Source organism: Cupriavidus sp. TMH.W2 (assembly GCF_050847365.1).
GTDB lineage: Bacteria > Pseudomonadota > Gammaproteobacteria > Burkholderiales > Burkholderiaceae > Cupriavidus.
Genome location: NZ_CP193792.1, coordinates 1,203,546 through 1,216,189, shown reverse-complemented (window position 1 = coordinate 1,216,189; position 12,644 = coordinate 1,203,546). Strand labels below are relative to the sequence as shown.

The following is a 12,644-nucleotide window of genomic DNA, read 5'->3' as shown; positions in this document are numbered from 1 at the left end:
CTCAACCACCAAAACAACCAGAAGCAAGAACTACAGGAGACACCTCATGAAACGCACCCTCATCCGCAACGCGAACGTCATCACCGTCGACCCGGCCATCGGCAACCTGGACAAGGGCGACGTGCTGATCGAAGGCGCCAGGATCGCCGCAGTCGGCACCGGCCTGCAGGCGGCAGATGCCGAGATCATCGACGGCACCGGCACCATCGTGATGCCGGGCATGGTCGATACCCATCGCCACGTGTGGCAGACCACGCTGCGCAATATCGCCGCCGACTGGACCCTGGACCAGTACTTTGCGGGCGTGCGCGGCCAGCTTGGCGAGCATTTCCGCGCCGGGGACATCTACACCGCCAACCTGGCGGGCGCCTGCGAGGCCCTCAACGCCGGCATCACCACCGTGCTCGACTGGTCGCACAACATGAACACCCCCGCGCATACCGATGGCGCGGTGCAGGGCCTGCGCGATTCGGGCGGGCGCTTCGTGATGTGCTACGGCAATTCCAACGCCGAATGGCTGCCGGTCAGCGACCTTCCCACTTCGCGCGATGCCTACCGCGTCAAGAAGGAGCATTTCTCGCGCGCCGACGACCTGGTGCAGATGGGCATGGCATTGCGCGGCCCGCAGTACGCCAGCGAGAAGGTGACCATCGACGACTGGGCCCTGGCGCGCGACCTCGGCGCACTGATCTCGGTGCACGTCGGCGACGGCGCCTGGGGCAAGAACCGGCCCGTGGCCTGGCTGGCCCAAAACGGATTGCTGGGCGAGGACGTGGTCTGCGTGCATTGCAACTCGCTCGCCGACGATGAATTCCGCATCATGGCCGACCACGGCGCTTGGGCTTCGATGACCCCCGACATCGAACTGCAGATGGGCCACGGCTGGCCCGCCACGCGCCGCCTGCTCGACGTTGGCCTGGCGCCCACGCTGGGCGTGGACATCGTCACGTCCAACAGCGGCCACCTGTTCCAGGTCATGCGCACGGTGCTGCTGGTCGAACGCGCCTGGGCGCATCACCACGCCGACCATGCCGGCGAGACCGTGCAGCGCCTGCCGATCGACACCGCCGATGTGCTGGCCTTTGCCACCATCAACGGCGCGCGCGCGCTGGGCCTGGCCGACCGCATCGGCTCGCTGACGCCGGGCAAGGACGCCGACATCGCCATGCTGCGCGCCGACAACCTGGAAATGGCGCCGCTGAACAACGCGGTCGGCGCGGTGGTGCTGGCCGGCCATCCCGGGCTGGTGGATTCGGTATGGGTGGCCGGCAAGGCCGTCAAGCGCCACGGCAAGCTGGTGAATGTCGACGTCGCGCGGCTGATCGGCGACCTGGAGCGCTCGCGCGACCATGTGCTGGCCCAGGCCGGCGTCGCCCCCGGCGAGCGCTTCCTGCCGGCACCCTACGCTCACTGAAACGAACCGCGCCAAGGACACCACCATGCAAAACATGACTGAAGCCCAGTTGACCGACGTCGTCCTGCAGCGTTACCAGGACACCCCCGATCCGCGCCTGCGCGAGATCCTGCAATCGCTGATCCGGCACCTGCACGCCTTTGTGCGCGACGTGAAGCTGTCCGAAGACGAGTGGATGCGCGGCATCCTCTACCTGACCTCGGTCGGCCAGATCTCCGATGACAAGCGCCAGGAGATGATCCTGCTCTCCGACAACCTCGGCATCTCGATGCTGGTCAACATGATCAGCGCGGGCGTGGCGCATGCCGCGACGGAATCGACCGTGGTCGGGCCGTTCTATGTGCCGGGCACGCCGGAACGCCAGTGGGGGGAATCGATCCAGCAGTTGCCGTGCGACGACCCGCCCCTGTTCGTCACCGGCCGCGTGCTTGACCTCGACGGCGCACCGGTGCCCGGCGCGCAGATCGAGCTGTGGCAGACCAACTCCAACGGCATGTACGACATCCAGGATGCCGCGCAGCCCGAGCACAACCTGCGCGGCTGGTACCGCGTCAACGATGCGGGCGAATTCCTGGTGCAGACCGTGCGGCCGGTGCGCTACCCCATCCCCACCGACGGGCCGGTCGGCGAGCTCCTGCAGGCCACCAACCGCCATCCGTGGCGCCCCGCCCACCTGCACGTCAGGATCACCGCGCCGGGCTGCAAGCCGCTGGTGACCCATATCTTCGATGCCGAGGACCCCTACCTCGATTCCGACGTGGTGTTTGCCGTGAAGCAGTCGCTGGTGCGCCGGTTCGAGCCGGTCGCAGCCGGTGAGCGCCGCCGCGAATACGGCATCGGCGGTCCCTGCCTGGAGCTGCGCTACGACTTCACGATCGAGCGCGTGACGCCGGCGGGCTAAGCCCTCCTCCGCCAGCGTCAGCCCACGTCCTTCAGCTCGATCAACAGATCCTTCGCCGCCACACGATCCCCCTGCTGAACATGTACCGCCGCAATCTCGCAGTCCCGGTCCGCAGCGATATGGGTCTCCATCTTCATCGCCTCCAGCGCCAGCAGCGTCGTGCCCGCGGCCACGCGCTGCCCCGGCTGCACCGCCACGGTCACGATCGAGCCAGGCATGGGGGCGGCGACATGCAGCGGGTTGTCGGGCTCGGCAACCGGCCGGCTATGGCGCGCCGCGGCCGCTTGCGTGGTGCTGCGCTGCTCGACCAGCGCGGTGCGCGACTGCCCGTTCAGCTCGAACTGGACCTTGATCAGCCCCTCCTCGGCATCGGGGTGCGTGCCTTGCAGCGAGACCAGCAGGGTCTTGCCGGCGGCGATGTCGATGGCCACTTCTTCCTGCGGCTGCAGGCCGTACAGATAGGCCGGCGTGGGCACCACCGAGGTATCGCTGTAGTTGCGCACATGGGCGTGGTACTCGCCGGCCTGCTTGGGGTACATCAGGTACGAAGCCAGCTGGCGGTCGTCGAGCGGCTGTTCGCACGCGGCTTCGCCCGCGGCGCGCGCCGCGTCGAGATCGACCGGCGGGATCTGGTCGCCGGGCCGGTACGGCGCGGGCGGCTCGCCGCGCAGCACCTTGCGCGACAGTGCCGCGGGGAAGCCGTCGGGCGGAAAGCCCAGTTCGCCCTTGAACAGCGACACCACCGATTCAGGGAAGGCGATTTCCTTGGCCGGATCGCACACATCGGCGGCGCTCAGGTCGTTGGCCACCATCATCAAGGCCAGGTCGCCGACCACCTTGGACGTCGGCGTCACCTTGACGATGTCGCCGAACATCTGGTTGACCTCGGCGTAAGCGCGCGACACCTCAGTCCAGCGATGCTCGATGCCGAGCGAGCGCGCCTGCTCGCGCAGGTTGGTGTACTGGCCGCCGGGCATCTCGTGGCGGTACACGTCGGCGGTGCCGGCGCGGATTTCGGATTCGAATGGCGCGTAGTAGCGGCGCACCCCTTCCCAGTACATCGACGCTTCGTGCAGGCGCTCCAGGCTGAGGCCGGGATCGCGCTCGCTGCCGGCCAGCGCCGCGGCAATGCTCGACAGGTTGGGTTGCGAGGTCAGCCCGCTCATGGCGTCGAGCGCGCCGTCGACGGCGTCGCAGCCGGCCTCGATCGCGGCCAGTGCCGAAGCGGCCGAGATGCCGCTGGTGTCGTGGGTATGGAAATGCACCGGCAGCCCGGTCTCTTCCTTGAGTGCCCTGACCAGCGCCGCGGCCGCCTGCGGACGGCAGATGCCGGCCATGTCCTTGATGCCCAGCACATGCACGCCGGCCTGCTGCAGCTCGCGCGCGATGCCGACGTAGTACTTCAGGTCGTACTTGGCGCGCGACTTGTCGAACAGGTCGCCGGTATAGCAGATCGCGCCTTCGCACAGCGCGCCGCTTTCGCCGACGGCATCGATCGCGACGCGCATATTGCGCACCCAGTTCAGCGAATCGAACACGCGGAACACATCCACGCCGGCGCTGGCGGCCTGGCGCACGAAGAAGCGCACCACGTTGTCCGCATAATTGGTGTAGCCGACCGCGTTGGATCCGCGCAGCAGCATCTGGAACAGCACGTTGGGAACGCGCTCGCGCAGTTGCTCAAGGCGCTGCCACGGGTCTTCCTTGAGGAAGCGCAGCGCCACGTCGAAGGTGGCCCCGCCCCAGCACTCCAGCGAGAACAGTTGCGACAGCTCGCGCGCATAGAACGGCGCGATCGGCAGCATGTCGGCGGTGCGCATGCGCGTGGCGAACAGCGACTGGTGCGCGTCGCGCATGGTGGTGTCGGTCAGCAGCACCCGCTTCTGCTCGAGCATCCAGCGCGAGAACTTCTCCGCGCCCAGTTCGCGCAGCCGGTCGCGCGTGCCGTAGGGCAGCGCACCGCTGGTGTCCAGGGCGGGCAGCACCGGTGCGGACAGCGGCAGCGATGGCAGCGTGCGGCCGCTCATCTCCGGGTGCCCGTTGACGCTGACCTCGCCCAGGTAACGCAGCAGCTTGGTGGCGCGGTCCAGGCGCTTGGTGAACGCCAGCAGCTCCGGCGTCAGGTCGATGAAGCGCGTGGTGACGTCGCCGGACTTGAACGCCGGATGGTTGATGACGTTTTCGAGGAACTGCAGGTTGGACGCGACGCCGCGGATGCGGAACTCGCGCAGCGCACGGTCCATGCGCCGGATCGATTCGGGCGCGGTCGGCGCCCAGGTGGTGACCTTGACCAGCAGCGAATCGTAGTACGGCGTGATCACCGCGCCGCCATAGGCGGTGCCGGCATCCAGGCGCACGCCGAAGCCGGCCGCGCTGCGGTAGGCGGTGAGGCGGCCGTAGTCCGGCAGGAAGCCGTTCTCCGGGTCCTCGGTAGTGATCCGGCATTGCAGTGCATGACCGTTCAGCGAAATGGCTTCCTGCACCGGCACGCCCGCGGCGCGCACGACGATCTCGCCGTTCTCATTACGCGTGTTCTCGGTCATGCCGATATGGCCGCCTTCGGTCACGCGGATCTGCGCCTTGACGATGTCGATCCCGGTGACCATCTCCGTGACCGTGTGCTCGACCTGGATGCGCGGGTTGACTTCGATAAAGTAGAACTGGCCCGAGTCGGCATCCATCAGGAATTCGACCGTGCCGGCATGGGTGTAGCCGACCGCGCGCATCAGCCGCAGCGCCGATTCGCACAGCGCGGCCCGGCCGGCATCGTCGAGGTAAGGCGCGGGCGCGCGCTCCACCACCTTCTGGTTGCGCCGCTGCACGGTACAGTCGCGCTCATAGAGATGCACGAGGTTGCCGTGCGTGTCGCCGAGCACCTGCACTTCGACGTGGCGCGCGTTGCGCACCAGCTTTTCGACATACACCTCGTCGTTGCCGAACGCGGCCAGCGCCTCGCGCCGCGCCGCGGCCAGCGCCCCCTCAAGGTCCTGCTCGCTTTCCAGCACCCGCATGCCGCGTCCGCCGCCGCCCCAGCTTGCCTTGAGCATCAGCGGATAGCCGACGCCGGCGGCCAGGCGCTTGCACGCTTCCAGGTCATGCGGCAGCGGATCGGTTGCCGGCATCACCGGCACGCCCGCCTCGATCGCCGCGTTGCGCGCCGCCACCTTGTTGCCAAGCTTGCGCATGACCTCGGGCGACGGGCCGATCCAGCGGATGCCGGCGTCGATCACGGCCTGCGCGAAGTCCGGGTTTTCCGACAGGAAGCCATAGCCGGGATGAATGGCGTCGACCTTCGCCTGCCTGGCAATGCGCAGGATGTCGTCGATGTCGAGGTAAGCCGCCAGTGGCTTCTTGCCTTCGCCGACCAGGTAGCTCTCATCGGACTTGAAGCGATGCAGCGCGAGACGGTCTTCCTTCGAATAAATCGCCACCGTGCGCACGTTCATCTCGGCGGCGGCGCGCATCACGCGGATCGCGATCTCGGAACGGTTGGCAATCAGCAGGGAGCGGATAGGGGCGTAGTCCATGGGGGTGCAAGGAAGCGACCAGCCATGCGCAACCGCCACGGCAGGGTCAGGTGATCGGGAATGCAGCAAGGGCGCCAGGCTTGCCCGGGCTGCTACTCGTAATGTGCAAATGCGGTGTGCGAATCCATCCAGTCATGATGCGCCGATGCAGCGGCCCATGCCCAGTTGGTTCGCTTTGGCGACTGCCTGTCACGCTCGCCGTGCTCGTTTCGATTCTGGCCGGCACGCGGCTGATCGCCATCTCCGGCAAGCTCGCGGCTATGCGCGCCGGCTCCGTTACGTCCGTAGTACATCGCGGTGCATTCCTCTTCAAGGCCTAGGGCGCCTGCCCTCAACACAACACGATGGCCAGAGGGCGACGGCAGATTGCAGGCACGATGAAGTCCGCGCCTATCCTGTGCGCAGCGCGCAAGAAGCGGGCCACGCTGCATCCTTCTGATTTGAAAGGGATTTCAGAGTACGGAACACGATTTGAATTTCATAATTGAAATTCACTCTTTCAACTCAAGCATGGCACCTAGCGCGCCACACCAGTCTTGTCGATGCACAACGCGAACTCGATGCACTCCGCCGTCGGCCCCGCCCACGGACCAAAACCGATCCAGCCGTGGCCCCTGAGCGTGACCTCATCGCGGCGCAGGATGAATGGCTCGCTGCCGTCCAGGCTGACATGGGTGCCGTTCGAACTCCTGTCGATCAGCACATACCTGCCGGCGCGGGGCTCGGCCATGGCCTGGAAGCGGGATGCCAGCCGGTCCGTCACGACGATCGTCATGCCGGCGTCGCGCCCGATCGTGACCGGCGCCGAGGCGGCACTCATTTCCACCACCGTGTCCCGGTAGCGGAGCGTGAGAAAGCTGGCGTTCAGCAACGGCTGGTTGAAACCCGCAATCAGGGTCAGGTCGGTGGCCTGCTGCCAGATCGCCTCATACAGCTCGACCGGCTGCTCCCTGCCGCGCACTTGTATGGGGTACAGGTAGCGCGTCATCTGGCGCAACGGCGCGGGCAGGTCCGTCACCGCATCCTTGCTGGTGATGATCTGTCCGCGCGAGGCCAGCTTGGACAGGCGGGCGGCAAGATTCACGGCATCGCCGAACACATCGCCCGACGCCTCGCACAGGATCGGACCATGGTGGAAGCCGATATGGGCCGACATGGAAAAGCCGGCCACGGGCGGAAGCTCGGAAATGGCTTGCTGCATGTCGAGTGCTGCCCGCAGCGCCTGCTCAGCGGAGGGGAACAGCACCATGACCTCGTCGCCGATCGTCTTGACGAGGCGGCCCTGCGTCGCCTCGGAACAGGATCGCATCGCACCGATGCAGCGGCCGATCGCGGCAAGGGCGGCGGCGTTGCCAGCCCGCTCATAGAGCCGGGTACTGCCGCTGACATCCGCAAACAGTACCGACCCCTCTGACGCTTCGTGCAGCAGTTCCCGGTCCATGCGCATCCCGATCTGTCCGGCCAGCCAGCGCCGGGCGGCCCGGCAATAGGTGTGACCACATGCCCGGCGCCACGCCCCGCATGTAGGGCATTCTGGCACCGCCGATCCCGATGCTCAATATGAATCTGCCTGCTGCACCAGGCGCCTTCCCGCCCATTGATACCCCGGCGCGGAAGGCATCTAATCGTTCATACAAGGGCCGGATGTGAAGAGGCTATATGCGCTGCGATAGCTGCGGCTCCGACAACCCCGACGGAGCCAGATTCTGCAAGGATTGCGGGGCCAGGCTTGCACGGCGCTGCCCAAGCTGCGGCCATGAAGGGGGCTCCGCGGACAGGTTCTGTACCGCATGCGGCGCATCCTTCGCCATCCCCGCCGGCGGGCCATCCGGCAGCGCCCAGCCGAGCGCACCCGCCCCCATCGACTACACGCCACGTCACCTCGTCGAGCGCATTCTGGCCGAGCAGGCTGCGATGGAGGCCAGGGGATCCACCGCGGGTGAACGCAAGACCATTACCGCCCTGTTCGCCGACATGGCCGGCTCCACGGCCCTGATCCACGACCTGGATCCCGAAGCGGCACGCCACCTGATCGACCCCGTCATGGCCCTGATGATGGAGGCCGTGCATCACTATGAGGGCTATGTCGCCAAGTCCCTGGGAGACGGCATCCTGGCCCTGTTCGGCGCCCCCATCGCCCATGAAGACCATCCGCAGCGCGCCCTGTATGCGGCGCTGCGGATGCAGGATGCCATGCGTCGGCACAGTGACCGCATCCGGCTCGAACAAGGCATACCGCTCCAGATCCGGGTGGGGATCCATGCCGGCGAGGTGGTGGTGCGCTCCATCCGCAGGGACGACCTGCACACGGACTACGATCCCGTGGGACACACGATCCACATCGCCTCGCGGATGGAAACCATTGCCACGCCTTCATCCATTCTCGTCAGCGAGTCGGTGCGCAGGCTGACGGACGGGTATTTCGACTTCAAGGCCCTCGGCGCAACCCAGGTAAAAGGCATTCCGGAACCTCTTGCCGTGTACGAGGTGCTGCGCCCGGGGGTGTTGCGCACGCGCCTGCAAGTGGCGCAGCGGCGCGGCCTGGCGCAATTTGTCGGACGCCAGGACGAGCTGGCGCATTTGCATGGGGCCCTGGACCGCGCCAGGACGGGAAGCGGGCAGATTGTCGGGGTGGTCGGGGAAGCCGGGGTCGGAAAGTCCCGACTGTTCCACGAATTCAAGGCGCTGTCACAGCACGGCTGCATGGTCCTGGAGACGTTTTCCGTCTCGCACGGCAAGTCCTTTGCCTATTTGCCGCTGATCGAACTGGTGAAGAACTACTTCCAGATCGAGGTACAGGACGATGAACGGAGGTGCCGGGAAAAGGTTGCAGGCAGGGTGCTGATGCTCGACCGCACGCTGGAAGACCTCTTGCCGTATCTGCTCCACCTGCTGGGCGTCGCCGACCCGAATTCGGCGTTGCCCAACATGGACTCGCAGATCCGGCGCCAGCGCACGTTCGAGGCGATCACGCGCCTGCTGGTCCGCGAAAGCCACAATCAGCCGCTCGAACTCCTGTTTGAAGATCTGCAATGGCTGGACAATGAAACCGAGGCATTCCTGGATGTGCTCGTTGCGCACTTGCCGGGCGCCAGGATTCTGCTGCTGCTGAATTACCGGCCCGAGTATCGTCATGAGTGGCGTGAAAAGGATCACTACACGCAGCTCAGGCTGGATCCGCTGGGCCAGGTCGAGGCCGGGCAACTCCTCGCCGCGCTGCTTGGCGAAGATGCCACGCTCGCGCCTCTCAAGACGCTCATCATGGAGAAGACGGAAGGCAATCCCTTTTTCATGGAGGAAGTGGTGCAGACCTTGTTCGAGGAGAAGGTTCTGCACGGCGAGCCTGGCCATTGCCGCATCGAGAAGACCCCGACGGCCCTGCATATCCCGACCACGGTGCAAGGCGTGCTGGCAGCCCGCATCGACCGGCTTCCCCGCGCCGGGAAAGACTTGCTGCAAAGCCTTGCCGTGATCGGCAAGGAGTTTCCTTACAGCCTGATCCAGCGGGTTGTGGCGCAGCCTGATGACCCGTTGCACCGGCTCCTGGCCCAGCTGGAAGCTGGCGGATTCATCTACGAGCGGCCCGCATTCCCCGACACGGAATACACGTTCAAGCATGCGCTGACCCAGGAGGTCGCCGGCAGCTCGCTGCTCACGGAGCAACGCACCGCGCTGCATGAACGCACGGCCCATGCGATCGAGGCCCTCTTCCATCATCAGTTGAAGGATTACTACAGTGAACTGGCACGGCATTACAGTCTTAGCGGCAATGATCCGAAAGCTGTGGAGTACCTGCTGGCCACCGGACAGCAGGCCGTTCAGCGCTCCGCCTATCAGGAAGCCATCCGTCAACTGAATGCCGCCCTGGCATTGCTCAAGCGCCTGCCCGACACCGCCGAACGCGCACGCCAGGAACTCGCTTTGCGACTTGCCATCGGACCGGCGCTGATTGCCGCCAGAGGCTTTGCCTCGCCCGAGGTGGAAGCCACTTACAGCCGTGCCCTGGCATTGTGCAGCCAGGTTGGGGAAACTCCGCAGCGCTTTCGAACACAAGTGGGATTGCGCACCTATTTCTCTCTGCGAGCAGAACACGCGAAGGCATACCAGCTCGGGAAGCAACTCCTTGGGCTGGCCAGGAAGGCGCAAGACCCCGAGTTACTGGCGGAGGCGCATATCTCGCTGGGAACGACGTTGTATTACTCGGGAAAGTTCACGGCTGCGGCAGCCCATCTGCGGAATGCACTAGAGCGCTTCGCCAAAGAACCGCATCGCGATCACCTCAATTTTCATGGCGTGGACCCGGAGGTACGCGCGCTATCCATTTCGGCTCTGGTCTTGTGGTGTCTCGGCTATCCCGACCAGGCCAGCAGGAATGCGCAAGGGTCCCTCGCGCTGGCCCGGAAGCTGTCCCACCCGTTCAGCCTGGCGCACGCCCTTTCCTTTGCCGCGGAACTGCACCAGTTCCGCCGCGATCCCAGGCTCACGCAAGAGTACGCCGAGGCCTGCATCGCGCTCTCGACCGAACAAGGCTTCCCGTTCTGGCTGGCATGGACAACCATCCTTCATGGCTGGGCGCTCTCCGAGCAGGGACAGCAGCAGGAAGGCATCGCGCAGATGCGCCAGGGACTGGCCGCCTACCAGGCCACGGGGGCGGCGCTGGGGTATTCGCACTTCCAGGCACTGTTGGCCGAGGCCCATGGGCACATCGGACAGATCGAGTCGGGCCTGAGCGCGCTTGCCGAGGCGAAGGACGCCGTGGAAAGGGTCGGGGAACGCTATTGCGAAGCGGAGTGGCATCGGGTCAAGGGAGAACTGATCCTTCAAAGTTCAGGCCCCGACGGCCTCAGGCCTGGCGGTGAGGCAGAAGCAGAAGCGTGTTTTCGCAAGGCGATCGCGGTAGCGCGCCGGCAGCATGCCAAATCCCTTGAGTTGCGGGCGGTCCTGAATCTGGCGCGGCTCTGGCAACAGCAAGGCAACATCGAACCGGCCAGGCAACTGCTGGCGGAGATCCGGCGCGCATTCACCGAAGGTTTGGACAACGCGGATATGCAGGACGCGGCGGCTGGCGTGCACCGCCGCCCATGAGGGGACCTGTTCCGGCAAGAATTGCCTGGACGGCCATTGCGCCGCTCTGCGGCCGCGATGGGGAAAGATGGAGGCACAAAAAACAAAACCCCGGAAGACCGCGATCTTCCGGGGTTCGCCGCCATTGCTGGCGGAGACGGAGGGATTCGAACCCTCGATCCAGGTTTTGGCCCGGATGCTCCCTTAGCAGGGGAGTGCCTTCGACCTCTCGGCCACGTCTCCCAAACTTGCGTTGTGTGAGGGAGCCACACAACGAAGCGCGTATTCTAGCGACGCTGCGCGCGTTGGTCAACGAAAAATCGATGACACAACACAAAAATCAAATCGCGCCGCCAGAAGTGTTCACGAACGGATTACACCTGTTCCAGTTCGAAGGCCTTGTGCAGGGCGCGCACGGCCAGCTCCATGTACTTCTCGTCGATCAGCACCGAGATCTTGATTTCCGAAGTGGAGATCATCTGGATGTTGATGCCCTCTTCCGCCAGGGTGCGGAACATCTTGCTGGCGATGCCCACGTGCGAGCGCATGCCCACGCCCACCACCGAGACCTTGGACACCTTCGGGTCGCCCGACACGCTGCCGGCGCCGATATGCGACTTCACGCCGTCGTTCAGGATGGCCAGCGCGCGCTGGTAGTCGCCGCGCGGCACGGTGAAGGTGAAGTCGGTCTTGCCGTCGACGGACTGGTTCTGGATGATCATGTCGACGTCGATATTGGCGTCGGCGACCGGGCCCAGGATCTGGTAGGCGATGCCGGGCTTGTCCGGCACGCCCAGAACGGTGATCTTGGCTTCGTCACGGGCAAAGGCGATGCCGGAGATGACGGCTGCTTCCATGGTGGAGTCTTCCTCAAAAGTGATCAGCGTGCCCGAGTGCATTTCCTGCTCGAGCGGCATAAGCGGGTCGGTCAGCGACGACAGCACGCGGGTCTTCACGCGGTACTTGCCGGCGAACTCCACGGAGCGGATCTGCAGCACCTTGGAGCCGAGGCTGGCCATTTCCAGCATTTCTTCGAAGGTGATCTGGTCCAGGCGGCGGGCGTCTTCGACCACGCGCGGATCGGTGGTGTACACGCCGTCCACGTCGGTGTAGATCAGGCACTCGTCGGCCTCGATGGCGGCGGCGATGGCCACGGCCGAAGTGTCCGAGCCGCCACGGCCCAGCGTGGTGATGTTGCCGTCGTCGTCGATGCCCTGGAAGCCGGTGATCACGACCACGCGGCCGGCGTCGAGGTCGCCCAGGATGCGCTCGTCGTCGATCGATTCGATGCGTGCCTTGGTGTAGGCCGAGTCGGTCTTCACCGGCACTTGCCAGCCGGTGTAGCTGACCGCGTCGATGTCCTCGCCGTGCAGCGCGATGGCCAGCAGTGCCACGCTGGCCTGTTCGCCGGTCGAGGCGAGCATGTCCAGTTCACGCGGATCGGGCTGCGGCGAAATTTCCTTGGCGAGTCCCAGCAGGCGATTGGTCTCGCCCGACATGGCCGAAGGCACCACGACTACGCGGTGACCGGCGCGGTGCCACTTGGCCACGCGCTTGGCGACATTCTTGATGCGTTCCGTGGAACCCATCGAAGTGCCGCCGTATTTGTGAACGATGAGAGCCATCTTCTTGTCGACGCCAGCGATTGTGCAAAGCCATTGAAAATACACGAACACGCCCCGTCAGGCAAGGCGGGAGCGGGGCCCGGGCTGCAGATCGGATGTGATGCTGGCGGCGA

6 protein-coding genes and 1 tRNA gene are annotated in these 12,644 nt (G+C 65.5%); 3 read left to right on the top strand and 4 right to left on the bottom strand.

The window, feature by feature from the left end:
• Positions 1–46 precede the first annotated feature (46 nt).
• Positions 47–1,414, top strand: a complete 1,368-nt coding sequence (locus ACREYQ_RS05675) for an amidohydrolase family protein (protein WP_432259789.1) — start codon at positions 47–49, stop codon at positions 1,412–1,414.
• A 25-nt stretch (positions 1,415–1,439) separates the two neighbouring features.
• On the top strand, positions 1,440–2,315 hold the full coding sequence (locus ACREYQ_RS05670; protein ID WP_432259788.1) for an intradiol ring-cleavage dioxygenase: 876 nt from the start codon (positions 1,440–1,442) through the stop codon (positions 2,313–2,315).
• A 17-nt stretch (positions 2,316–2,332) separates the two neighbouring features.
• Here ACREYQ_RS05670 and ACREYQ_RS05665 read toward each other — a convergent pair whose 3' ends face one another.
• Both ACREYQ_RS05665 and ACREYQ_RS05660 read right to left on the bottom strand, forming a co-directional pair.
• Entirely contained in the window at positions 2,333–5,842 is a 3,510-nt protein-coding gene (locus ACREYQ_RS05665; protein WP_432259787.1) for a pyruvate carboxylase, read from the bottom strand.
• Positions 5,843–6,359: 517 nt separating this feature from the next.
• Positions 6,360–7,289, bottom strand: a complete 930-nt coding sequence (locus ACREYQ_RS05660; protein WP_432259786.1) for an adenylate/guanylate cyclase domain-containing protein — start codon at positions 7,287–7,289, stop codon at positions 6,360–6,362.
• 212 nt (positions 7,290–7,501) lie between these two features.
• Between ACREYQ_RS05660 and ACREYQ_RS05655 the strand changes: the two genes are divergently transcribed.
• Complete coding sequence (locus ACREYQ_RS05655; protein WP_432259785.1) at positions 7,502–10,927, top strand: adenylate/guanylate cyclase domain-containing protein; 3,426 nt, start codon at positions 7,502–7,504, stop codon at positions 10,925–10,927.
• A gap of 128 nt (positions 10,928–11,055) precedes the next feature.
• Here the strand turns inward: ACREYQ_RS05655 and ACREYQ_RS05650 are convergent.
• Together ACREYQ_RS05650 and ACREYQ_RS05645 are read right to left on the bottom strand one after the other, a co-directional pair.
• Positions 11,056–11,149 (bottom strand) — tRNA-Ser (locus tag ACREYQ_RS05650).
• 131 nt (positions 11,150–11,280) lie between these two features.
• Complete coding sequence (locus ACREYQ_RS05645; RefSeq protein WP_432259784.1) at positions 11,281–12,531, bottom strand: aspartate kinase; 1,251 nt, start codon at positions 12,529–12,531, stop codon at positions 11,281–11,283.
• Positions 12,532–12,644 lie beyond the last annotated feature (113 nt).